This is a genomic window from Desulfomonile tiedjei DSM 6799, assembly GCF_000266945.1.
Lineage (GTDB): Bacteria > Desulfobacterota > Desulfomonilia > Desulfomonilales > Desulfomonilaceae > Desulfomonile > Desulfomonile tiedjei.
This window is the reverse complement of the sequence record NC_018025.1, coordinates 5,007,091-5,030,030: the sequence shown is the minus strand read 5'-3', so window position 1 is coordinate 5,030,030 and position 22,940 is coordinate 5,007,091. Positions and strand designations below refer to the sequence as shown.

General features: G+C 48.6%; 22 protein-coding genes. 9 read left to right on the top strand and 13 right to left on the bottom strand.

Annotated elements, in window-relative coordinates:
- Nucleotides 1-8: 8 nt before the first annotated feature.
- Together DESTI_RS21480 and DESTI_RS29260 are read right to left on the bottom strand one after the other, a co-directional pair.
- Entirely contained in the window at nt 9-1,370 is a 1,362-nt protein-coding gene (locus DESTI_RS21480) for an IS701 family transposase (RefSeq protein ID WP_014808181.1), read from the bottom strand.
- 671 nt (nt 1,371-2,041) lie between these two features.
- Nucleotides 2,042-4,207 carry a PDC sensor domain-containing protein gene (locus tag DESTI_RS29260; RefSeq protein WP_014812081.1) on the bottom strand — a complete coding sequence of 722 codons (2,166 nt, stop codon included), beginning with the start codon at nt 4,205-4,207 and terminating at the stop codon, nt 2,042-2,044.
- 258 nt (nt 4,208-4,465) lie between these two features.
- Here DESTI_RS29260 and DESTI_RS21465 point away from each other — a divergent pair, with 258 nt between their 5' ends.
- On the top strand, nt 4,466-5,218 hold the full coding sequence (locus tag DESTI_RS21465; protein WP_014812080.1) for a sulfite exporter TauE/SafE family protein: 753 nt from the start codon (nt 4,466-4,468) through the stop codon (nt 5,216-5,218).
- 33 nt (nt 5,219-5,251) lie between these two features.
- Here DESTI_RS21465 and DESTI_RS21460 read toward each other — a convergent pair whose 3' ends face one another.
- The 3 genes from DESTI_RS21460 to rbp form a co-directional block, all read right to left on the bottom strand.
- A complete protein-coding gene (locus tag DESTI_RS21460) occupies nt 5,252-6,730 on the bottom strand; it encodes a B12-binding domain-containing radical SAM protein (RefSeq protein ID WP_014812079.1) in 1,479 nt (492 codons plus the stop codon).
- Nucleotides 6,731-6,837: 107 nt separating this feature from the next.
- Complete coding sequence (gene rpsU / locus DESTI_RS21455; RefSeq protein WP_014812078.1) at nt 6,838-7,047, bottom strand: 30S ribosomal protein S21; 210 nt, start codon at nt 7,045-7,047, stop codon at nt 6,838-6,840.
- Nucleotides 7,048-7,220: 173 nt separating this feature from the next.
- Nucleotides 7,221-7,508, bottom strand: coding sequence for an RNA-binding regulator (gene rbp / locus DESTI_RS21450; protein WP_014812077.1), 288 nt, complete (start codon nt 7,506-7,508; stop codon nt 7,221-7,223).
- Nucleotides 7,509-8,051: 543 nt separating this feature from the next.
- On the opposite strand from rbp, the gene DESTI_RS21445 reads away from it, so the two are divergent.
- Nucleotides 8,052-8,231, top strand: coding sequence for a hypothetical protein (locus DESTI_RS21445; RefSeq protein ID WP_014812076.1), 180 nt, complete (start codon nt 8,052-8,054; stop codon nt 8,229-8,231).
- A gap of 315 nt (nt 8,232-8,546) precedes the next feature.
- Here DESTI_RS21445 and DESTI_RS21440 read toward each other — a convergent pair whose 3' ends face one another.
- A complete protein-coding gene (locus DESTI_RS21440) occupies nt 8,547-8,801 on the bottom strand; it encodes a hypothetical protein (RefSeq protein WP_014812075.1) in 255 nt (84 codons plus the stop codon).
- Nucleotides 8,802-9,392: 591 nt separating this feature from the next.
- On the opposite strand from DESTI_RS21440, the gene DESTI_RS21435 reads away from it, so the two are divergent.
- The 3 genes from DESTI_RS21435 to DESTI_RS29255 are packed head-to-tail and all read left to right on the top strand — an operon-like array spanning nt 9,393 to nt 12,248.
- Entirely contained in the window at nt 9,393-9,629 is a 237-nt protein-coding gene (locus DESTI_RS21435; RefSeq protein ID WP_083846838.1) for a circadian clock KaiB family protein, read from the top strand.
- Nucleotides 9,629-9,991, top strand: coding sequence for a circadian clock KaiB family protein (locus DESTI_RS21430; protein ID WP_014812073.1), 363 nt, complete (start codon nt 9,629-9,631; stop codon nt 9,989-9,991). Before DESTI_RS21435 ends, DESTI_RS21430 begins: the two co-directional genes overlap by 1 nt.
- Before the next feature lie 10 nt (nt 9,992-10,001).
- Nucleotides 10,002-12,248: a sigma 54-interacting transcriptional regulator gene (locus DESTI_RS29255; protein ID WP_014812072.1), complete on the top strand. Its 2,247-nt coding sequence runs from the start codon at nt 10,002-10,004 to the stop codon at nt 12,246-12,248.
- A 51-nt stretch (nt 12,249-12,299) separates the two neighbouring features.
- Here DESTI_RS29255 and DESTI_RS21420 read toward each other — a convergent pair whose 3' ends face one another.
- Entirely contained in the window at nt 12,300-12,530 is a 231-nt protein-coding gene (locus tag DESTI_RS21420; RefSeq protein ID WP_014812071.1) for a hypothetical protein, read from the bottom strand.
- A 307-nt stretch (nt 12,531-12,837) separates the two neighbouring features.
- On the opposite strand from DESTI_RS21420, the gene DESTI_RS21415 reads away from it, so the two are divergent.
- Genes DESTI_RS21415 through DESTI_RS21400 form a run of 4 tightly spaced genes read left to right on the top strand, consistent with a single transcriptional unit; the run spans nt 12,838 to nt 16,637 of the window.
- Entirely contained in the window at nt 12,838-13,848 is a 1,011-nt protein-coding gene (locus DESTI_RS21415) for a metal ABC transporter solute-binding protein, Zn/Mn family (RefSeq protein ID WP_211213706.1), read from the top strand.
- Nucleotides 13,849-13,856: 8 nt separating this feature from the next.
- Complete coding sequence (locus tag DESTI_RS21410; RefSeq protein WP_014812069.1) at nt 13,857-14,366, top strand: hypothetical protein; 510 nt, start codon at nt 13,857-13,859, stop codon at nt 14,364-14,366.
- On the top strand, nt 14,356-15,123 hold the full coding sequence (locus DESTI_RS21405; RefSeq protein ID WP_014812068.1) for a metal ABC transporter ATP-binding protein: 768 nt from the start codon (nt 14,356-14,358) through the stop codon (nt 15,121-15,123). Before DESTI_RS21410 ends, DESTI_RS21405 begins: the two co-directional genes overlap by 11 nt.
- Nucleotides 15,123-16,637, top strand: coding sequence for a metal ABC transporter permease (locus DESTI_RS21400; RefSeq protein ID WP_014812067.1), 1,515 nt, complete (start codon nt 15,123-15,125; stop codon nt 16,635-16,637). The genes DESTI_RS21405 and DESTI_RS21400 overlap by 1 nt, the downstream gene beginning before the upstream one ends.
- Before the next feature lie 65 nt (nt 16,638-16,702).
- On the opposite strand, the gene DESTI_RS21395 is transcribed toward DESTI_RS21400, so the two are convergent.
- The 6 genes from DESTI_RS21395 to DESTI_RS21370 form a co-directional block, all read right to left on the bottom strand.
- Nucleotides 16,703-17,866 (bottom strand): GNAT family N-acetyltransferase, encoded by a 1,164-nt coding sequence (locus DESTI_RS21395; protein WP_014812066.1) that lies wholly within the window; start codon nt 17,864-17,866, stop codon nt 16,703-16,705.
- 18 nt (nt 17,867-17,884) lie between these two features.
- Nucleotides 17,885-19,051, bottom strand: a complete 1,167-nt coding sequence (locus DESTI_RS21390; RefSeq protein WP_014812065.1) for a polysaccharide deacetylase family protein — start codon at nt 19,049-19,051, stop codon at nt 17,885-17,887.
- 14 nt (nt 19,052-19,065) lie between these two features.
- Complete coding sequence (locus DESTI_RS21385) at nt 19,066-19,917, bottom strand: hypothetical protein (RefSeq protein ID WP_014812064.1); 852 nt, start codon at nt 19,915-19,917, stop codon at nt 19,066-19,068.
- A gap of 45 nt (nt 19,918-19,962) precedes the next feature.
- Nucleotides 19,963-20,685 (bottom strand): hypothetical protein, encoded by a 723-nt coding sequence (locus DESTI_RS21380; RefSeq protein WP_014812063.1) that lies wholly within the window; start codon nt 20,683-20,685, stop codon nt 19,963-19,965.
- An 18-nt stretch (nt 20,686-20,703) separates the two neighbouring features.
- Nucleotides 20,704-21,345: a hypothetical protein gene (locus DESTI_RS21375; protein ID WP_157212240.1), complete on the bottom strand. Its 642-nt coding sequence runs from the start codon at nt 21,343-21,345 to the stop codon at nt 20,704-20,706.
- Nucleotides 21,346-21,671: 326 nt separating this feature from the next.
- Nucleotides 21,672-22,934 carry a glycosyltransferase family 4 protein gene (locus DESTI_RS21370; protein WP_014812061.1) on the bottom strand — a complete coding sequence of 421 codons (1,263 nt, stop codon included), beginning with the start codon at nt 22,932-22,934 and terminating at the stop codon, nt 21,672-21,674.
- Nucleotides 22,935-22,940 lie beyond the last annotated feature (6 nt).

The following is a 22,940-nucleotide window of genomic DNA, read 5'->3' as shown; positions in this document are numbered from 1 at the left end:
TTAAGTATCTATAGTTTCGCGATTCTTGCATGGTCGAGTCCGCGCGTGGAGCGCGGGCCGTTGAGTTTTTCGAACTTATTGATTCGGCTGGCTTTCGAATAAATTCTCAGCGAGAAATGACTCCTTCGAGCTGCTGCCAGCATGTCTGAAAAGGTGAACGACTTTTTCCGGCAGTACCAGGGAGCCGGGTCGGCAACGAGGTTCTTTGCAGTGACGAATTGCCCAACGAACCAAAGCACTACAAAGCAGTAGGCCCAGTAAGCAAACATAGGGGCACGGGTTACCGAGGTCTCTTTCCGACACTGAGGTTCAGCCGCACCCAGGAGGTTCTTGGTCTCTCGATTGGTCATCTCAATGCTAAAGCGTGCAGCGTAGCGCTCGATAATCTGCTGTGGTGCAGCCTGAGGGTCCGTATCGAAAAACACCATATTGGCATGGTGGCCGGCCGGGTCATGGCACAACACGATCGAAAGAGGCTGTTGCCCTGCGCTATGATACCATAGCGCCGTGAACTGATGTATCAGGAGCTTAGTTTGTTTTCCATAGCAGAAGACCCTAATCTCATTCCACCCCAGATTGGGGTCCTGGAACATCGTTTCCAGGGAGGGCAGTCGAGCGCCTCTCTTGCGAGGTCTGCCCATCACTGTAAATGGAGCAGGTTCCAGCACAGCGAACAAAGCTGCATCCTTTCTCAGCCTCCCTGTAATGTGCACATTCTTGGGTCGTGCTTTGAGGATGGTATCGCAGCAGTATCCCAGGTCGAACACAATTCTCAGTCTTTCTCCCTCTTGGAGCCATGAATGAGTCAGATTTATAAGATCCAATCCAAGTTCGGGTTTTGTCTTGTAGGGCAGGCTCTTGGGATTAAACTTGGCCTTTGGCGGCCACCAAAGGCGGGCAGCGTATGGCAGACAAAACATGCGATCGCTGATGCCGGGAAGGCGAATCGCCAGTCCTATGATGACAAAGCACACTCCATACCCCTTTTGCTTAGTATGCTTTGGGAGTGAACCATCATGCTGCCAGCCCGCGCCACAGATCTTCTTGCCAGTGTGCTTGTTCAAGGTGTCGTCAATCACCACAAGGATCTCGATCCCTTCTGCAATCAGCGTTTCTACCAACATTCTGAAGACGAAATAGGAGACAAAGTCAGTCTCCCATCGTCCCTTGCCGAGGAATCGGTAGATGCTGGCGAAGTGCTTGGATTCATGGAGTCTCATGGTCAGAATCACCTGGCTGATAGTGTGCTTGCCCATAGTGAGCACCCAACCGACCACCAGCGCAACGAAGATACGGAAACTCGGTGCGCTGAAACACGCTCTGAAATGAATCTCGTCAATCCCGAACGGATCTGGTATAGATCTCTTCAACTGGCGTTCCTCCTTCCCAGAATCTTTCACAAAACCGGGTATGTGCGGAACGCCTTATTTTTTCAAGGATTATCTCACCATCTAACCGTCCAGAATACAAAAAGGGCGAAACTATAGTTAAGTATATACAGCGTGTAATTCCCCACAAGAAAGGGAATTGCGGCCAAGAGAGCCAGCAAGAGAATCGTGGCCACGCGAACGGTCCACGACCTGCATAGCTGGATATCCTCATAATAGTCCCGCTTCATATCCATATGGCATGCCCTGGAAGAAACCGCGGCCCGCGAATCTCCTGAAAGCCTCAACTGTTAGCCGACCGGTTTACTGTTAACTGCTGATGGAAATAAATGACTTCCCTAGCACGTTTTCACGTATTCTGTCAATCAGGTAATCAACAAACATCCGGGACGCCAGTTTCCCTAAGAATCCTTACCACACTTGCCGTATCCTGAGTCAGGACATTCGACAGGCGTGTAGCCCTGGGGGCGCTCGGTTTTGTGTTCGAGTGCTTCGCGAAAGTGGCCTGGTTGTAAGCTCAAAATGTACTTGACCGAGTAGACAGTAATTTGAAGCAGGTTACCGATTTGCATTCAAAATCCCCCTATGCCCCCCTTTAACAAAAGGGTAGAGGGTGTTCCGTCAATCATCATTCCAGTTACAGGAAGATCGTCTCATGCCGGTTCGGACTTGGAAGACAAGATGTGGCGAAGAAGCCTGTAACCGTCGGGAGACACCGATGTAAGACGAATTGTTGCTGCAGTGGCTCCATCTATCGGTTGGACGGAAATGGCTTTTCCGTACATCTCCAGGTCCTTGGGTTCGCTCTTGAGAACGATTCTGAGATCGTCCCACTGTAGGATTTCAGCATGAGAAACAAGGCGAACCGACTTGAGGGATACGTCGGTGATCGTGGCCTCTTTGCCGCTGCTTTCCAGAATCTTCTGATCCATACTGAAAATTCGGGCAGTCAAAGGTGACTCAAGCGATAACAACGAATCATTTCGTTTCTGCAGAGATGCCTCTTCTGCTCCCTTTATCCCCAGGACATCGTACACTTGAACCTGTCCGGGGACTCCTTTCATTGCAACACTTATTACATTGCTAATAACCAAATTGTCAGAGAGCTTCTCATATGTGCTGCTACTTATCAGTACCTGGCCTCCTACTGTAAAGGATTCGACTCTGCCGGTAAAGTTCACCTGAGCTCCTACTGCTCCATATTTGGCTCTTTTTTCGGATCCTATGTTGCCGACCACTACCTCGCCTGTATTCACGGCCACGCCCATTTCAAGATGAGGAAGTCCGTCAGCTTCGTTTTGAGCATTTATTTCTTCCATTGCCAACTGCATTTTGATTGCACACGCAACAGCCAATTCAGGATGATTTTCCAGTGTTTCCGGTGCACCGAAAAATGCCAGGATTCCGTCACCGATTATTTCATCGATAATCCCTCGATGATCCAGAATAATTTCCACCATTTTCCCTAAATAGCGATTCAGGAATCGAATGATCTGTTCCGGGCTCATGGTCGAAGAGAGTGCGGTAAAACCTCTGAGGTCGGACATGAGAATGGAGATTTCACGTATTTCCCCTCCAAGCTTGAGTCCGTCTTTGGATTCCAGGAGACGCTTTACCACTTCCTGTGTCAGGTAACGCCCAAAGGTGTCCTTAATGCGCTCACGTTCCTTAAGACCCTCAGTCATGCGGGTAAAGGCTCGAGCAAGCTGGCCTATTTCATCATGGGAACGTATGTTCGATAGATTAATGTCGAGGTTCCCTTCAGCTATTTTAAGAGTTTCTCCAGCCATTTGACGAACAGGACGGCTCAGCGAGCGTGCCACGAAAAGAGACGCAATGATGAGAAGAACGGCCCCCAGTCCTCCCAGAAGCAAAGTGTCCCGCCTCATGTCGTCGACTTTTGCAAAGAGTTCATGCTTGGGTATCATAGTCGCCAGAGTCCACCCCGGAGGGTCCATTCGGCTGAACGCGATGTACGAATCCACACCCGTCAACCCGTTCCCGACATCGTAGAATCCCTCTTGCTCCCCGATCATCGCACGAGCTATCTTATGCGCATTAGAATCCGGGTAAAGATTAGCTATATCGAAGATGGTTTTTTTCAGCATCAGGTCGGGATTACGGTGCGTGACGAAGGTACCGTTATTCGAGATCACGAAGCAGAAACCCGTAGAATAGACTTTCTTGCTGCTCACCAGTCGATTCAGATTCTCGAGAGAAATGTCCGCAGTAACGACGTACTTCAACTCTGCACCTTTGAGCGATGTAGGATCTTGCAGAATCGGGCGGGCATAGGTCGCCATGGAAACGTTGCCTCCGCCGGCATCGAAATACGGTTCGGTCCAGACTGGTTTCTTTTCCCTCGCGGGGAGGCGATACCAATCCTTGTGGAAATAGTTGTAAGACTCCGTGCCGAGCTGTACAAAAACGATCTCGTCCCCGGACCGATAATAGTAGGGTGCAAAGCGTTCCAGTGTCGAGTTGAACATGAACGGAGGAAATGCGACGGCGGAACCGTACATTTTGTCATTCCGGCTTACCGTTGTTTTCAGTTGATCGAGCAAGGCTTCTTCGCTCCATGCTCCTATTTCCAGTGCAGAAGCCAATTGGTCCGCAGTATTGGATATCAGGAGAAATTCCTGTTCTACTTGATTCGCCAAAGCAGTAACCATGTTCCTGGCGCTGATCTCAGCTTCCTCCCGAATTAACATGCGGGAGCTGGTGTACATAAGATCGACCACCAGTGCGAGTACGATGCACGTACTTCCCAGGACGAGAAGCATGATCTTGATTGTTATGCTTTGGCGCAAGAATGTCATGATTGCTCCTTACTGCCGTCGAATGAAAGGTCTTCTGCCGCTTCAGGCATGAGCCATAGATTATTCCTGCCGTTACGGACGATATGGCGGGAAATATACCATGCTTACGAGATTGAATGCATTCGGAGATTCACAGAGGCAAAAAAAAGTTGTTAGCAACCCTTATTGTCTCGGGCTTCTTTGGAGATTGCAATTTCCGGTGTGCCGATTTACGATTTCCGAAAAAGAACATCATTTTTGCAGAAATGACTTCGAAACATGATATGGCTTAATTTTCCAGCCGGTATTCTTATTGCCTCACTGGCAACCATGGTGGGGCTGGGAGGGGGTGTGCTCTGGGTGCCTTTCCTGGTTTTCGTAATGGGGCTTGATCCACCGCAGGCTATACTCACTTCTCTTGCTATCCAGATCGGGGGCATGGCATCAGGCGGAATCACCGCTGTTCGCCAGAAAAGGACCAATCTGAAATTAGCTCTTATACTGGCAGCCGCAGCGCTCCCGGGAGTTGCTCTTGGAGTGTGGCTTCAAAAAATGATCGACACGCAAGCGCTTGTTTTTCTCGTCGGAACTGCCTGCCTGGTCATCGGACTCGTATTCGTCGCTGCAAGGGAGGATTACAGGTTTAGACCTCGCGAGCATGTGTCACCAAGGGATGCGTTTCCGCACTTGTGGGCACCACCGGCCTTTTCAGTTGTGACAGGCCTGCTTTCCGTCGGGGTCGGCGACTTTCTGGTGCCGGTTTTGCGGAATCGGTTGCAGATGCGGATGGATGCAGCTATCGGAACATGTCTCGTGGTAATGAGCCTCAATGCTATTTTTGCTTTTATTTTGCACGTTTCTGCTGGAGGGGTATTTTCTCCCCATGTTGCCGTTTTCGGATTGACAGGAGCCCTGATAGGAGGCCAGATTGGCCCCCGCATAGCGCACAAAGTGCCCGACCAGACGCTGAAAGAGATCTTTATTTATGGTCTTTCCCTCGTGGGAATACATATTCTGTTCAACGCCTGGTAGGTGGTCGTCCCGGGATCAAGAGTTGAGAAGATTCTAAAGAGCATATGCGAAATTATTGTAGTTCATCAGGGCTAGTATGGTGGAAATCCTGACCTGTTTGTCGAACACATGAGGCAGTATTCTGATGATGAACTTAGAGCGTTCCACGTTATTGGAAAGGAGCAAGGTTGCAAGTCGGGCGGCGAAAAGAAGCCGATACGTAGATTTCACCGGATCCAGTTCATTGGAACGCTTCCAGAAATCCCGTATCCAATAGTAGTTCAGTTTTGTCAATATGGAGTCAAAGGAATAAACCGATCTTAAGACTTTCCTATAACCCTGCAGCAATTCTTCCGGGGACATTCCGGCAGGAGAAAAAACTACGTGCTGAGTATCATACTTGCTCCAGTCTTTATGCAGAATCCTACCTTCTTCGTCGAGACGTTTGAACAACCTGGTTCCCGGCAGGGGAGTGAGAATATTTATCAAGGGCATTAAGAGGTTGGCCTCTCGAATAAAGGATATGAGTTCATCGAAAGTTGCTTCGGTATCGAAATCGTAACCCAGGATGAAGGAGCTGTGAACCAATATCCCGTAGGACTGTATTGTTCTGATTGCCTCCAGGTATCCGCAACGTTGGTTGATCCCTTTGTCCATTGCCGCAAGATTCTCTTGCGATATCGATTCAAAGCCTATAAATACTGCACCGCACCCACTCTCTCTCATGAGCTCGAGTAACTCGGGATCTTGTGCAACATTAATGGAGGCTTGACACATCCAGTTGATATTGTATGGCTTAAGTCGCAAAAACAGTTCTCTTGCGAACGTCTTATCCGCGATAATATTGTCATCCGCGAAGAATATTGCGTTCTTCTTTTTATATTGGGCATCACAACTATTGATAACTTCAATCTCTCTGATGACCTGGTCTATGGTTTTGTGCCTGATCTTCCGTCCATCGAATACGTGCACTGCGCAGAACTCGCAATGAAACGGGCAGCCTTTACTGGTCTGAACAATATCCAGAAGATATTTATCTTTCGACAGTGAAGATCTATCAGGCATAGGAGCGGTAGTCAGATCGGCGGCAGTATCGTACTTATAAAGTCTCTTCAACTGTCCGTTTTCTGCATCCTGCAAGACAATGTGCCAAAGATCCTCAGCCTCACCGACCACAACACTATCACAATTGGGAAGCGCATCTTCAGGGCACATTGAGGGATGTATGCCCCCCAACACTGTTTTGGCTCCTCGCGTCTGGAAGACTTTCGATATTTCATAAGCTCTTTTGGCAAACATCGTTCGGACGGTAATTGCGACAAGATCCGCTTTCCACGTATAATCTATTTCCTCGATGTTTTCGTCAAAGATCCTGATTTCATGCTGTGGAGGAGTGAGCGATACAAGAGTGGGAATCGCCAATAGATAGGAAATATGCTTTCTGGAAAGAAGAAAAGTCTTGCCAAACTTATAATCGTAAAAACTTCTTTGAGAGTGAGAATCATGCCGGGGAATGATGAAGGCAATTTTCATCTTTTATTTTACCTCTTATATCAGTCTACTGGAGGTCTCCCATGCTTCTTCCATTGAAATGGATTTATCCCCCTCTCCAGAATTGAACAACTTTATATCTGATGCGACTATCTTCGCCATGTACGAGCCATTTTTCTCATTTTTCTGAGAAGCCTTTTGCGGGCCAACAAGGATTTCTTTTTCTTTTTGACGCTGGGCTTGTCATATGCACGACGTCTCTTGACCTCTCCGAGAACCCCCGACTTTTGAAGCTGTTTCTTGAAACGCCTTATGGCATTCTCAAAAGGTTCGTCTTCTCTGACAAAAACACCTGGCATAAATTGGCCCTCATGGATTCGGAAATGGAGTTTTAGAACGCTGCGGATGCAGATCTGCCTTGTCCACAGGCGTCTCAACAATGAAACATCCCTTGTAGCCTATGCGTCTTCACAGAGGTGAGACTTCGGTATCCGAGTCTCACCTCTTGATGCTCAACAGCTAAGGATGGGGGTTACCACCGAGAATTGCGGTCTCGACGATCGCGATTATCTGTCTTGGGTTTGGCTTCGTTGACTTTCAACGGGCGCCCTGCGAGATCCTTGGAATCCAGTGCTTGAATGGCCTTAAGACCCTCTTCACGATTGGTCATTTCGATGAATCCGAATCCCCGTGACCGGTTCGTGAATTGATCCACAATGACTTTCGCTGATTCCACTTCACCATATGTGGAAAAAAGACCTTTGAGATCTGCTTCGCTGGAATCGAAAGACAAGTTGCCAACATAAATTTTGATGCTCATTCTTTACTCCTAGAGAAAAAGGGCACACCACACTTTTGATAGGGTGCGTTGACAGTTACGAACAAGGGCTCTTTGTGAACGGGGAGAAAAAAATGAGTTATACGGCGTGAATCCCTCGCCACGGGGCCTATGTCCCAGGATCTTAATCCTTGCATGACGCCCGTAGTCCTTGACGCGAGGTCAACCGGAGAAATACAAGTTAAGGTTCAACTTTAAGAATAGGACACCCAGATTTGTTTGTCAAGCTGATCTTGATGTGTGCGTGATTTGATCCGATTTATAATCACTTATCGCTTGGTTTCTCTGATTTCGGCCCAAAAGAATGAGTGAGTACACTAAATAAAAGAATTGATTCTGTTCATCGATGCACCACTACAGGCAGCAATCCAAAAATGATCGTTTCAAGTCACAACAGCTTGCAAAAGTGAAGTGGCTGTGCAATAGGTGCAAAGCATGAGTTGTTTCTTTATTGACCGCCGAGTCATCGGAAACTGAGCCGTGGTCAATTGACGGCTTACTCAAATTAGTTGCTAAGGAATTGAAATGAGACGTATTATACCTCCAAATACCACTGTCTTTCTCTCTGATTTCTCCAGACCTTTTCAAAGAGAGATTTGCAGTCGCTACCGTGCGCAAAATCCGCTCCTGGAAATGTCGGATATCGAACTCCGGGAATTACTGGATAATGTTGATCTGGGTTCAGCTTTCGGTCTTGATGATTAACCGGGAGTATATGAGTATAGAGTATAGAAGCTGTCTCAAAAGTCGAAATTCATCCCAGATCGTGCCACGATGTTCTCATCAGCTTTTCGGCCTTGTTGTAGGGGCGAACCAGCGTGTCCGCCCAAATGTGGGCAGCCTCATTGGTCTGCCCCTACACGATTTTATGCTCCAAATAATTCCGCGACAGGCTCTGTATTGTCAAGGGACAGCACGCAGTCACGGACCTGATCGCATCTGAGAAGTATCTGCCGGGGATTTACTGCAGACGAGAAAGAAGAACATCTCGTCTGCAATATGTTAGTTGTTAGAGCGGAATTATGTATAGACTCCCGCAACAGGCATCGGCTTACCATATACGTCTTCCGACGCCTTTTTGGCACCCGCCTCACACGGATTTGCGAAAGAAATGGGTTCCTTTTTGTTTACTGCGGGATGCATTTGCTCGAACTCTGCATGCGGATTGGATCCCATCCAGTTGTGCGGATCGTTGGGACATTTGTCTGTGCCGGCTTGGATTGCACCTTCTCGAACATCACCTTTTTGGATATCGCCTGAGAATAACGTGCTCATTGTTTGCTCCTTAATTTGCGATATTTTTTTCCTGCTTACGACCAATTGTGCAAGCGACGAGTCGTTCTCCACTTATGCAGCCAATAGGCGTGCATCCCCCATGCGCGGCGTACATAGGTGGAGGCCCGATGTGATCCTGTAATGAGGTTTTCTTGTCTCTTCTCAATTCTTCTTCTGTTTCAATCATTCTTCTTCTTCTTCATCAAAAGAGGCAAATCCACTCTCGGATACGAAATTCCTTATGAGTGCACCCCGACGCCGGGCGCGTAATGTTCAGTTTCACACGAACATCAACGTCCTTATCACTCACGGGTTTCGTGCCTACTAGGTCTAGCATAATCATTCATCTCCCAAGTGCAAATGGATATTCACGGCTTACCTACTGCGCATTCGTTTAGAAGAAGAGGATCGATTTACATTTCATTTTCTCCCTTCTTTACTCATTCGCCGAAAGATGTTTATTACGCTGAAGCTATGATCGCATGTTGACAGCATAGATTAAGGTGTTATGATCCACTTAGACGGCTACAATTTTGAATAGTGCAGCAAGAAGATAGTAGCAATTTTTGTCGTGACTAACATGAATATGAAATTCTACAAGAAAATCAGCAGCGTGAGATCAATGAGAATCATCATAATATAATGATCGAAATAATAGACCTGCTGAAGAATCCTCATTTGGCAAAAGGAGACAAAATCCTCGCTGTACCCACCCTGGTGCGAAAATTACTCAAACCGGTGGAGAAAATTATTGGTGATTTGTCTAATACAGAGCGGGTTCCGGTGGGACTCGATCTTCGGCAACGGAGCAGAAAAGAGAATTCCTGATGAAGAAAAAAGAGGTTAAACCTCGACAGATCAAAGAAACAGCACACAATACATTGAGAGAAGCTGCCAATCTCGCTGAACAGGAAGAATTCGTGTTGCGCCTTTACGTTGCAGGAAATTCGTCCCGGTCTAGGAGTGCTGTCGAAAATTTGAAGAAGATTTGCAGTGAGCATTTGGAAGGGCGTTTCAAATTGGAAGTAATTGACATTTACCAGCAGCCGATTTTTGCCAAGGAAGGGCAGATCGTTGCCGCGCCCATGTTGATCAAGGCGTTGCCCCCTCCTTTAAGGCGGCTGATAGGCGATCTTTCAAGTGAAACAAGAGTTCTGGCAGGATTGGATCTACATTCATCGAAAGAATAGTAGACGTACAATGAAGACGAATGAAGAACTACTGGCGGAAATAGCATTGATTCGCGAACGTTTGGAAGAAGCGGAAGACACTCTCCGAGCAATCAGAGCAGGCGAGGTCGACGCAATTGTTATCTCAGGATCCGATACAGAGCGAATCTACACGCTTGAAGGGCAAGATCGAGCGTACCGCATGATGGTAGAGACAATGCATGAAGGAGCCGCCTCACTGAGTGCAGACGGAACCATCCTCTACTGTAACACGCGGCTCGCTGAATTGCTTGGTTCGTCTCTGGAACAAATTATCGCAACTCCACTGAAGCTGTATCTCGTTCCTGAAGAGAGAGATTCTTTCATGAATCTGATCGGTGAAAGCAAAACGGAGAGGAGCAGGAGAGAATTCACTTTCGTTAGATCGGATGGCAGCAAACTCCATGCGCTGGTTTCTTCGAACACTTACCGGCAGGACGGCATCGAAACGAGCTGTGCGGTGATTATGGATATTTCGGATCGCAAAAAAGTGGAAGAGGAGTTGCAGGCCGCAAATGAAAGGCTCGCGCGCATTCTGGAGGCGAGTTCAGACGGATTTTATGAATGGGATCTGATAAAAGACAGGATTCAACGAAGCAAAGCAGAATTGTTCGGATACAGTCCGGACCAGACTGGAGGCGTATGGCAAGACTTTATGGCCCGGCTTCATCCTGAAGACAGAGCCCGGGTTCAGAAAGCATTCGACGATCATGTGCAGGGACATAAACCGGTCTATGACTGCGAGTACCGCGCAAAAATGCCCTCCGGCGAATGGAGATGGATCTGGAGTCGCGGGAAAGTGATCGAGCGGGACGCAGACGGCAATCCTTTGAGAGCTGCAGGTGCGCTGACAGACATCACCGCGAAAAGGGAAATCGAGGATCAACGGCGCCGTACTGAAGAGGTTTTCCGCGCGATATTCGAAGGAGCTCAGGACTGTATCTACATAAAAGATCATCTTTTACGGTACAAAGAGGTGAACCCGGCAATGGAACAACTGTTCCAGCTTCCCGCCGCGGACATTATTGGTAAAACGGATGCAGATTTGCTGGAGCCGAGTGAAAGCGGCTATTTTAACGATGTGGATTCTCGCGTGCTCAGGGGAGCTTATATAGAAGACGAACATACGAGAAGAATACATGGCGTTCCTACAACTCTCCACGAAATCCGAGTGCCTCTCAAGGACAGTGAAGGAAATATCATCGGCATCTGCGGGATTGCACGAAACGTAACTGAAAGGAAGGAACAGAAAGAGGTCACGCACTCACAGAACGAGTATCCTTCGGAGGCAATGCAAGAGACAATCACCTATCTGAGACTGGCATCGAAAAGGGACGCAACAATCCTTCTGTTGGGTGAAAGCGGCAGTGGAAAAGATTACTTCGCCAAGTTCATTCATCAGCGCTCCCCACGATCGAGCGGCCCGTTCTTTGCCGTAAACTGCGCTGCCGTGGCTCCTGAATTGGCCGAATCAGAACTTTTCGGACACGAGCGCGGAGCATTCACCGGTGCTCAGGGAAGGAAACGCGGACAACTTGAATTAGCCGAAGGTGGAACGCTCCTGCTTAACGAGGTCGGCGAACTTTCCCTCACGCTGCAGGCAAAACTGCTCACCTTTCTCGATACGAGAGAATTCACCCGGGTTGGCGGAGAAAAGCCGGTTTCCGTAAGTGCACGGCTTATTGCGGCAACCAACAAAGACTTGAAGACCGAAGTAGATGCGGGACGGTTCAGAATGGACCTGTTCTATCGGTTGAATGTCATGACGATAACCATTCCGCCGCTGAGAGAACGGAAAGCAGACATTCCTTTGCTCGTGAAGCGTATTCTGGCTCAATTACGATTCGAACTGCAACTTCCCTACGAACCCCAACTGGACGGCACCTCCATGGAAATTTTGATCGATTATGATTGGCCGGGGAATGTGCGTGAACTCCGCAACGTTCTGGAGCGTTCCGTAATGCTTTCCAATTCACCGGCTGTTCAAATTATCGATCTGGGAGGCAGGTCGGAAGTGTTGAGTGACTGGTCCCATACCATTCAATTCCCGAAATCCGAATCTATAAACGACATAACAAGAAACATGAAAAGTAGGCTTGTGAGTGAAGCGCTGCGCAGGTCGGGGGGAAGTAAGAAAGGTGCAGCAAAGTTGCTCGGGATTTCACGGTACTCGCTCAAGCATTATCTCAAAACCCTGGATCTCGGTTTCTATGGCGTCCATGACGATTATGAAATGTAAATATTGTGAATATAACGGGGTGAAACTACCGACCTTTACCGAGAAGCATTCTCATTCATCGCGCTGCACCATGGCTTCCGCTCCTCGTTCCTGAATTGCCTTTTGATATTTCATCGCAGCTTCCATGGTAATTCCCGATTTTATCGTGACCGGGGCAGTCCCCAGCAAACGTTCGATACGATCCGGTTCGCATTTGAAAAGGCTTGCCAATGCATCCCTGACCTGTCGTCTATCCTGCCTGAATTGAATCCCGGTCAACACGATTTTATAAGACGTTGACACGTGTAACCTCCTGCAATCTCAGTTGGCTGAGAATATTCTGAAAATGATCGACAGTACGCAAGATCTGCCGCCAACAACATGATGCCATAATAGCACATTTAATTCTCTACGCATTGTTTTTGTAATGTACATTAATGTCATCTGCGTTCAGAACAGAACAATAAGGTATTTTTCAATATCCGTTCCGCTTCATTCCTTTGTACGAATAAACCACATCTTTGACGACTCGTGCAAAACAATGTATTGTGGAATCCAGGCAGCAGAGATGTTTATTGTCGCTTCGGCGCCACAGGTGTGGGGATTGGAAATGTCTCGTGAAGTCAGATATGATAGTGAAACAATTTTTTGGATGAAGCGAACCGCAGGTAATACGATTTCAGGCACGTTTTATACCACAATTGTAACATCGTTCCTTCTGGTTTGTGTTCTCATGTTGTGGGGCCGAGTCTCACATGTGCACGCTCAACAGGCGGAAAAACCAGTGGGTTCCCATAAACCGGTCATTGTGGCTTCAACAACCCAAATAGCTGATTTCGCTCGACAGATTGTGGGAGATCGATGGCACGTTGTCAGCATTCTGGCTCCCGGGGCGGATCCTCATACCTATATGCCTACCCCGAAAGATGCCCAGATTGCCGCAAGCGCAGATCTGACCATCGAGAACGGTCTGCATCTGGAGGGCAAGAACTGGATGGCAACTCTGGCGAAGGATGCTGGTAAGCCGCTCATCACCGCAACAGAAGGGCTGAAGCCCATTGTGCTCGAGCAGGGTGGCGAGCAGATAAACGATCCACATGCCTGGTTTAGCCCGAGGAATGCAGCAATCTATGTAAACAACATACTCCGCGCAGTCTCCCGGATGGACCCCGACGGAGCCGTCGAATACAGCGCCAGAGCCAAGCTCTACTTGCAGGAATTACGAGTTCTGGATGCATGGATACGCGAGCAGTTCAACCAGGTACATCCGCAACAACGAATACTGGTAACCAGTCACGATGCATTCAATTATTTCGCGAAGGAATATGGATTCAAGAACGAAGCGCCAATAGGCTGGTCCACGGGAGCGGAACTCGGTGCGGGCATGACCCCGGATAAACTCAGGCAGGTAATGCAATCCATTAAAAGTCGAGGTGTGAAAGCACTCTTCGTAGAATCGAGTGTTAACCCGAAATTAATGCGAGAGATCGCTTCAGAAACGGGTACGAAAATAGGTGGACAATTGTATTCCGATTCTATGGGTGAAGCCGGAACGGCTGGAGAGACATATATCGGTATGATGAGAGAGAATGTTCTCACAATAGTAACAGCTCTTCATTGAGGTGAAGTGTGCGGCCTATTCTAGCTATTTTGGTGTGGATCCTGATTCTGGGGGGTGTGGCCGGGTATCTGCACACCCGCGAAGACAAGCGTGCTGTCGCGGAATTCCGTCCCACTGCGGCTGCAGGGCATTTTACTCTCGAGATTGTTGCCACTACCAAACTGGAACCTGACCCTTTTGCGCTTCTTGCACATCCGGATGACAAACCTATGTCGTTAATAGTGAAGATCAACGGTGAGCAGGTGCTCGCCAAGGATGACAATCAAGCACAGGGAACTCCACTACGACTCGAAGACGTGCAAGGGCTGACGGAAGGTCAAAACGAATTGTACGTGGAGGCGAATCCGCCGCTGGAATCCGCTGGTCGTGCCCATGCCTATCGGGTCACCATCAAACGCGACGGCGAAACAATTGCAGAGGAAACTTTGTGGTCCGAACCAGGGCTTCGCCTGGCGACTTCACTCTCTTTGAACATTCCGCCGGCCGATCACGAGGCGAAAACTGATCATGGCCACTAATCACGACATCCCGGCAATCGAGGTCAAGAATCTCACCGTAAGCTTCGGTCCCAGACCGGCTCTTCTCGATATATCCGTGCGTATCGAGCAGGGCGTCTCAGTAGGCATCATTGGACCCAACGGTGCGGGAAAATCGACGTTCATAAAAGCAGTACTCGGATTTGTCAAACCGGATTTCGGTACGGTTAAGATCCTGGGATTTCCCGCAACCCAGGCGAAGGGACTGGTGGCCTATGTCCCGCAACGGGGAGCCGTTGATTGGGACTATCCGATCACTGTTGCGGAAGTGGCAATGATGGGCCGATACGGGCACATCCCCTGGTGGAAAGATCCGAGTCGATCCGACTGGCAAATAGTACAGGAAGCCCTGGAAATGGTCCGTATGGAGGAATTTCGCGATCGCCAGATCGGCCAGTTGTCAGGGGGGCAACAGCAGAGGGTCTTCATGGCGCGAGCCCTCACTCAGGGAGCTGATATACTCCTGCTCGACGAACCCTTTGCCGGCGTCGATGCTGCTACTGAAAGAGCTATTCTCGATGTTCTCGATCGCGCCAAGAAGTCAGGCAGGACTTTGCTCGTGGTGCATCACGATTTGACTACCGCCGGGGAATACTTTGATCTGCTCATGCTGATAAAACAGAGACTATATGCATACGGCAGCCCTGAGACCGTACTCAACCCGGGCCTCCTCAGCGAAGTGTACGAAGGGAAGCTCAGGGTTTTTTCCGGCCTGAAAGCGCAAGAGGAATCCGGCTAATGGAGTTCGTGTACAAAGCGCTGGTTTATCCCCTTCAACAGAGCTTTTTCCAGAAAGCGCTGATTGGAGGCTCAGTTGCGGCAATCGTATGCAGCGTCGTGGGTTGCCTCGTGATCCTACGTCGTATGGCTTTCCTGGGAGATGCGTTGTCTCATGCCATGATAGCTGGTGTAGCGGGTGGATATCTTTTTATGAAGCTCGCTTTTCAAACCGAGGCGTACGCGCCTGCCATGCTTGTGGGATCGCTCATAGCCGCAGTGGTGACTGTGGGTTCCATAGGGTTTGTCTCAAGGGTCTCCAGGGTGAAGGACGATGCTGCCATAGGGATCATGTACACGGGAGTTTTTGCGGCCGGCGTGGTAATGGTATCCATCTTTCGCAACTATATTCACATTGACCTTGTACACTTCATCATGGGGGATGTGCTCGGCGTCGCAGATCACGATTTGTGGGTTGCAGCCATAGCGGCATCTATTGTATTAACGACAGTCATACTCTTCTTTCGACAGTTTCAACTATCCAGTTTCGATCCGGTAATGGCTGCAAGCATCGGTATGCCCGTGGTCCTCATCGATTACGCACTTACTACATGCGTCTCACTCGTAGTGGTAAGCGCGGTCTCCATGGTAGGGGTAATTCTCGTGGTGGGACTTCTGATCACTCCAGCCGCAACCGCATACCTTCTCTGCGACCGACTGGATCGGATGATGATGTTGTCTGCCGTTTTCGGAGTGACCAGCGTTCTGGGGGGATTGTATCTGAGTATCTGGTTGGATTCTTCAGGCGGTGGGGCAATTATGATCTTCTGCACGCTTCAGTTTCTTGTCGTCCTCACAGTTGCTCCTCAATATGGACTTTTGGCACGGTGGATGCGTCTTCGGAGAATGGTTCCGGAGCAGCTGGTTGAAGACGTCCTTGTTACCTTGACTCGCCAGGGAGGAACCGCGGCCACCGGAAGTCTGCTCACGGAAGTCATCGGGGCCGATCAGGAAAGGATTTCCCGGGCACTCAAATTCATGATACGTGAGGGACTTATCGTGCAGACTCCAGAAGGATTGTCACTCAGCCAGGATGGAGAGAGGGAAGCTCGCCGCATTTTGAGAGCGCACCGACTATGGGAAACGTATCTACATCGAGTAGGAATTCCTGCTGGCGAAGTGCACCAGAAAGCCCACGAACTGGAACACGTGCACGACCGAGATTCGGTCGAGTATCTAGACGATCTGCTCGGGCATCCCATTCGTGATCCTCACGGTGCTCAGATTCCGGAGAATTATGTCTCGTGTGCAGCAGGGAACGTTTGCTCGCTGAGCATTTTGCGAGAGGGCCGGACCGTCTCTATTGAATCCGTCGGTGCTGAGGCACAAAACTCTGGATTATACCCCGGACAGAAAGTCACTATCGGCCCCAGGCTGGAGGACGGGGTTATGTGGTCGGTGCTTCTTGAGGACGGGAAGACTATAACCTTGAGTCACTCTGTTGCAGATGCAATTAAGGGAAGGGTTTTACGCTGATTGTTGCTTTTGGCTCACTTGCCCGTACGATTTCAAGTGGGCACAGACGCTCCATTCTGAACGTCTTAAAGCGTGTATCCTTCCGTTCCGATTCCGGTCATGCACCAGTTCTCCGCGTTGGTCAGTGCTCTTCCGTTCCTGAATTGTAGATTCTTTACGATCAGATTCGTTTTGTTGAAGTGTACAAAACCCCAGCGTCGAAGTAATCGGAATACTCGCTTCAGCGAAGGATTCTCCAAATTGCCGGCAAAGACTATGAAACCGGCTTTTTGGTCCTTCAGATCATTCACAATGCGTGATAGAAGGAATCTGCCTGCGTCAATGTGCTCGAAGTTAAAATCCGTTAGAAAAGCCCGAACATCACCGGCATGAACAAACGCATATGCCTTTAGATCTTTTCCGTCGTAAACATAGTAAGACCTGTATTGTAGTATTGGATTATCGTGAATTCGCCATTTGAGATATCGCGCGTTCAAGTCGATATGGATCATGTTCGGGTATGCGATGCGCAATCTCCTGTAAAAGTCGTCCAAGTCAGTCTCTCTTAGAGGCTCTGAAACGATGTCATAGTTGGATTTGGGCAGAAGCACCGTGGCCCTGAGGATCGAACCGTAAATCCAGAGCAGAAATTGCGAAGCGAGCCTAAGAATCTTCTTCTTGAAAGGGTGCTTCGTTGACTTGAGCGTATCCGACGCAATAACCGAGAGATTCATTGCCGCTACGACGCCGCATATGACGCCGTTGAAAACCGTATAGCCCTCTCGAATAGCACTCTTGGATACCGGTGTGTATGCCCACAGACATTGGGACCCTTTTTCACGAGCTTTGCATTCATGGAAAATTCTCGCGTCAGTTGCAGTCTCTTTGCCCCTGTACTCGGGAACGAGCAAAGCATTCTCCAGTTTGTTCGACAATATTTTCTCACCTGCAACTCTGAGGTAAATAGGAATAGATCCCATAGTGCCTACTAATCTGCCTTCATCGACAACCACCGTGAAAAACGATAAATCGGGGTGGCATCCCCTATATTCCCATATCCAGTGCTCGGATTTACGATTGTCACCAAAATAGCTGTTGTGAAACGACACCAACTGATCGGCCATTTCTTCTGTAGCCCCAAAAATTCTCAGACCCCCGATACGGTTTTCTTTCTCTTCAGGCTGATTATTGAGGAGCCTGTCTGCAATGGGTTGCATGCCTTTTTCGACTTTATTAGCTGCCAATCGCATCACTTATACCTTTCTTGATTACAGCGCCCCCTCGTAAACTTCCAAATTATTTCGTGTAGCATTCGTGGAAATTTCAGACGACTTCAATAAATCCTGAGTGCAATCACAATCTGCAGCCACTTGTCTGAAGGTTTGAAAGGACACTTCAGAGCCGTATCTTTGTCTCGTTTCTCGTACAAAGTCTCCCAATAGCTGGACCTGTTCATCAAACATCAACTTCGGATGATTTATCATGGAGACATACATCACTTCATCATCGTGAAGCTGAAGGTAAGAATCAAAACCCTTGAGCAGCAAATCCAATGTCATCCCTTTGGTGTCGCACGACAGAAGATAGTAGGGATTCCAGAACAAATATCTCAAATTCAGTAGTAAAAGAGAGTACAGACTAGTCAAGCGACTCTGTTTGGGAGAACGGGAGATTACCGAGCCGCGAAGCTTCCCGGCAGACCGGATTCGACGGGCCATGAAGCCGGTTCTTTCCAAGAATCCCATCTGAAAGGTGGCAACGGGTACTTCAAAAATGCCGGACCGATTCCCATTCTCTATTCCGGTTTCAGGGGATAGAAACCAGTTTGCGTTCTTCGGTGTACGGCTGTAATCAATGGTAACTGTGTCCATATTGAGCCGGAGATTCTTTGCAACGCTCGAATCCACACGGATACCGCAGTCCAGGAGGACTCTGACGATCTCCTTCTCTTGTGGCTGCAATGCGAGTCCGGCGGCTCTGAATGCCGTGCACCGATATTGAGTATCTTGCTTGCCGAGCAACTCGTTCAAGTAGTTGACACCCTTCCGGACTGTCTCTTCAGCGGAATGATCATGCGTGCCGAATCCCAACTCGTGAAGATACATGCGCTCAGTGGATATCTGCCACTGTCCCCCTACAAACGTCGTAAAGAGCCAGTGCGGATGGATATGAAGCCCGACATCATGACCTGTGGAGACGATTTCCTGCAATTGCTTTTCAAATGCATCTGCGTACGAATCGCAACCATTGTTACGATGAGCCCAAACAGAGCACACATCAGCAAAAAACGTCGTCGGCACATTAACTTGGTCACAGATATCCAATATTTTGCGTGTAGGTTCGAAAAGAATCGTGTCGGGTGGCCCGAAGTTTCTTCCCAGAAAAAGCTCATAATCAAAAGTTATCAGACAAACGATCTTTGTTTTCGGGTTCATAGTATTCCAGTTCTTCAAGATGATAAGTAGCTGCTATGGGAGTTCCCATTAGAAAAGAAGTTTTTCGGCAACAGGGAGACCAAATGGTACTTGACAGCTTCCGATATGCGGCTCAGTTCTAGTTGGAAGTTTTCAGTTACATTGGAAGCCCAATGCCGAGGATGGGTGAGTACGTACACGACCGGACTGCCTTCACTGAGCGGCACTCTCGGATCTACCGGATTCCAGAAGGTGGGGTAGTTGTTGTCGGAAATTCGGGAAGTGATGCCGTAGGAAAGGTATGGGTCGTAAGCTTCGGCTTCAATTGACATTTCTCTTCGCAATTCGTCATTAAAGAGTTCATGATTGAAGATTCTTAACCTCCGGTTCATCCAGTCACCATGTGAGGCAACAATCTTCATCGGCAAACCGGTTCGCGATCTCAAAGACAGCAAGTTCCGCCTGAATGCATCGCGAATTTCCGGCAAACATTTTTCGACTTCAGCTCGAGTCTTGAATCCTCGTTTTTTGCTAAAGGTAGCGATTTCCTCGTAGTGATATCCGACTTCTCCACCGCTACGAGCAATGCGATGCATGAAGTCGGTGTCGATTGTGCAAAGTCTAAAATAATAGGACGCAGGGACTCCAAAAGAGCACTCGATGTCCAGCATGATCTTCGCTGTTTCTACATCCGAATCCACATCGTGTCGTAGCACGAGAAACCTTTCGGATCCGATTCGATCCGCTCTGATAATCTTCAAGTAGTGTTCGATGGAAAGCACACTATATCCATTGTGCAGAGCGACTCTCAGCATTTCTGCGTATTCTGACAATCTGGACGGCATGAAGAAATCTTCGTACAATCGCTTTCCCAGGTTACGGAACACTTGAATTCTCCTTACGCATCCGAGTCTCGTCATTTATGGCATACTTTATGAGATGGACCAAAAATTGAGGTCAGCCGGTTTATCTGTCCAGACCCATTTTACGTTGTGAGGAGCGTAACCGAGCTTTGTCTTGAAAGAGACCAGGCCTTCAGATGCGCCCCAAAAAGTGTCATATCCGGACCAGACGGGGTATCCATTTTTGTCCCTGAGTTCGATGAAGACTCGTATGATCTCACTCCAGAGATGGAACATGACGCCTTTCCTTTGATCCTCGGCGTGGCCGAGCGCTCTATGGCCGTAATACATGTCTCCCAGTAAGATAGTCTGGTGATATGCTGCAAGCGTGCCGTCTTGACGGAGTATCCCATGCATTTGCGGCACACGTTCGCAATCTTCTCGGACAAGATCCGGATCGGTATAGTCCTTGAACATCAGTTCACCCTGTCTCTTCTGAGAGGATTTGTTGATGGCGAGTATGTCTTCGTAATAGTCTAGCGCGTTCAGTGAATGAAATGTATATCCCGCGTTCTGACTTTGTTTTCGTGATTTTCGAACACCCTTGTGAGTCGACAAATATTCTTGAAATGTTGCGGGCAGACGGAGTAACGCTACTCCGTACACTTTATACTTGATGAACGGGAATCGCGGGTGAGGCCCTGTAAAGGTTTCAAACATTTCCCGTGCGTGGGAATTCCCGAACATAGCAATTTCCACCCGGGGCGCTTTCAATATAGCGTACGTTTTCTTGCAAACGTCCAGCGACAGCATGACTCTCCTCCGACGAGACTAAATAGTGTGTGGTTTTGTGAAATGAGGGATGACCGGCTGCTCGACAGCTTGTCCCGTTAGGCAAGCTTCTTTATGACTTAAACTCTCTTCCCAGATCCAATTCACATTGTACGATTCGTATCCCAATCTTGTCTTGAATCGAAGCATCCCTTCAGACGCCCCCGCTATAGTGTCGTACATGGTCCAGTGAGGGTATCCATATTCTTCCCTGAAATCAATTAGAGTCCGAACCGACTCAGTCATAAGGTAGTACATTATCCCGGATTTCAGTTGATCTGCATGTCCAAAAATCCTATTTGACACGCATGCGTCTCCGCACATAGTGAAATGATGGTATGCGACCAGCACGTCGTCTTGTCGAAATATTCCAACCATGGTGCCACAGACCTGATCGAAGTATGAACGGACGAGATCGGGTTCCAAATATTCTTTGCGTACAGTAGTGCCTTGCCTCTTCGGTGAAGAGCCGTTGATTGCCAGAATATCTTCGAGATAGTCCGCCGGTTCCATTGACCCGAATTTGTACCCTAATTTGATGCACTTATTCCGACGTTTTCTAGCATCTTTGTGCTCTTTCAAGTAGTCTTCAAAAGTCTTTGGCAGTTCAAGGAGAGCGACTCCCCATTTCTTACATCGCATTAAAGGAAATCGGGGATGCCGCTGGATGAAGTGTTCAAATTTGCATCTCGCCGAAGAATCGCCAAATAAGGCAATTTCCACACACGGTGATCTCAGGACATTTAGTGTTTTTCTAAAGAAATGAACCGATGGCAACATTTCGGGTAGCCTCCCCCCATCTTCTAAGCATTACTCCATGGTCACCAATCCATGCAGCATGATGGTTTGCATTTCATTGATGTCGACCGTTAAGTTAAACAGCCTCAAAACTACAGAAAAAGTTTTTCGTGCTTCCTTTGACCGCTATTCGTACCTGAATCCGGTTCAATGACCTCAGTGGTTAAGCGTCAACTCGTAGTCGTCACCAGCTCTAAGAAACGATTGGAAAGAACCTCATATGAATGATTCTTCTCCACGTATTCCCGTCCGCGGCGCCCCATCGCCTCTCGCTTGCCGGAATCCATGCGCATAAGCGTGACGACTGCTTCAGAAATATTTGATGGCTCGTCAGGAGAGACTGAGATACCGCACATGCTCTCCGCAACAAGATCGTTTCCAGCCTCAATCGCATGGATGATCGGCTTACCGGCCATCATGTAGTCGAGCAGTTTATTTGGACTGATACCGTACTGAAATATTGGACTGTAGACGAGCCCTATGTAGCATGCATCTGCTGCTGCCAATAGTTTCGGCAATGATGAGTGCAATACCGGCGGTAAAAAGACCACATTCGAAAGATTCTGCCGAGCGACACGCCTGGAAAGCCTTTCCTTTTCCGGTCCCTTACCTACTAACACAAACGTGACCGATGTATCGATCAGGTCAGTTGCGGCATCAATCAGTGTGTCAAGCGCATTGGCCAGACCGTGGTTGCCAGCGTACACGACAATGAATCGTCCTTGATCCCGCAGACGTTGAAATGTGTCCGCGTGTTCCGAAGGCATGTCAGATGCAGTACTATCCCATTCCTCCAAATCGCACCCATTGGGTATGTAAACAAATTTTCGCCTGTCCATACCTCTCGATACCATGTAATCCTCTGCCTTTGGCAGCAAGGAAACCACGCAATTCGCTTTCCGGTAGGCAAAATCTTCCACCCATTGCAGGGCAGAAATGAAAGGGTGCCGGCGTGACATGCCGGCCAACTCCATAAGAGTCAGCGGCCAAAGATCTCTAACCTCGAATATAAGTTTTGCCCCTGTCTGCTTTGCCAGAAGATAGCCGGGCAGAATTGTGAATGGATTTGGGGATGAGACGATGACCATATCCGGTTTCGTGTTCCGACAGAGACCCCACCCGTAGGTCGATAATAACAACGGGAAGGAAAGCATGTTGATAGCTCGGAGTAAGCCATTACCGTCGTAGCTCGGTGACCTCACCCATCCATAGTGTATTCCAGAGACTTCTTCCTGGAACGCTATCCCCGTGACCTTGGGGTTTCTTGTCCGGAGATGCGAAAATGAGGCAGCGAGCACGTTGACGTCATGGCCCGAACTGGTCCATTGTCTCGCAAGACAGTACGGGCGATACTCCATGCCATGATTGGGAGAACCGGCATACTGGTTGATCAGAAGAATTCGCATAGCATTTCCTGCAGCAGTGGTCTTCATATGGCT

Bases quoted from the DNA above. Each gene is read 5' to 3' on its own strand.
- DESTI_RS29260 (WP_014812081.1), bottom strand. From the start codon at position 4,207: ATGACATTCTTGCGCCAAAGCATAACAATCAAGATCATGCTTCTCGTC.
- DESTI_RS21465 (WP_014812080.1), top strand. From the start codon at position 4,466: ATGATATGGCTTAATTTTCCAGCCGGTATTCTTATTGCCTCACTGGCA.
- DESTI_RS21460 (WP_014812079.1), bottom strand. From the start codon at position 6,730: ATGAAAATTGCCTTCATCATTCCCCGGCATGATTCTCACTCTCAAAGA.
- rpsU (WP_014812078.1), bottom strand. From the start codon at position 7,047: ATGCCAGGTGTTTTTGTCAGAGAAGACGAACCTTTTGAGAATGCCATA.
- rbp (WP_014812077.1), bottom strand. From the start codon at position 7,508: ATGAGCATCAAAATTTATGTTGGCAACTTGTCTTTCGATTCCAGCGAA.
- DESTI_RS21445 (WP_014812076.1), top strand. From the start codon at position 8,052: ATGAGACGTATTATACCTCCAAATACCACTGTCTTTCTCTCTGATTTC.
- DESTI_RS21440 (WP_014812075.1), bottom strand. From the start codon at position 8,801: ATGAGCACGTTATTCTCAGGCGATATCCAAAAAGGTGATGTTCGAGAA.
- DESTI_RS21430 (WP_014812073.1), top strand. From the start codon at position 9,629: ATGAAGAAAAAAGAGGTTAAACCTCGACAGATCAAAGAAACAGCACAC.
- DESTI_RS29255 (WP_014812072.1), top strand. From the start codon at position 10,002: ATGAAGACGAATGAAGAACTACTGGCGGAAATAGCATTGATTCGCGAA.
- DESTI_RS21415 (WP_211213706.1), top strand. From the start codon at position 12,838: ATGTCTCGTGAAGTCAGATATGATAGTGAAACAATTTTTTGGATGAAG.
- DESTI_RS21405 (WP_014812068.1), top strand. From the start codon at position 14,356: ATGGCCACTAATCACGACATCCCGGCAATCGAGGTCAAGAATCTCACC.
- DESTI_RS21400 (WP_014812067.1), top strand. From the start codon at position 15,123: ATGGAGTTCGTGTACAAAGCGCTGGTTTATCCCCTTCAACAGAGCTTT.
- DESTI_RS21395 (WP_014812066.1), bottom strand. From the start codon at position 17,866: ATGCGATTGGCAGCTAATAAAGTCGAAAAAGGCATGCAACCCATTGCA.
- DESTI_RS21390 (WP_014812065.1), bottom strand. From the start codon at position 19,051: ATGAACCCGAAAACAAAGATCGTTTGTCTGATAACTTTTGATTATGAG.
- DESTI_RS21380 (WP_014812063.1), bottom strand. From the start codon at position 20,685: ATGCTGTCGCTGGACGTTTGCAAGAAAACGTACGCTATATTGAAAGCG.
- DESTI_RS21375 (WP_157212240.1), bottom strand. From the start codon at position 21,345: ATGCGATGTAAGAAATGGGGAGTCGCTCTCCTTGAACTGCCAAAGACT.
- DESTI_RS21370 (WP_014812061.1), bottom strand. From the start codon at position 22,934: ATGAAGACCACTGCTGCAGGAAATGCTATGCGAATTCTTCTGATCAAC.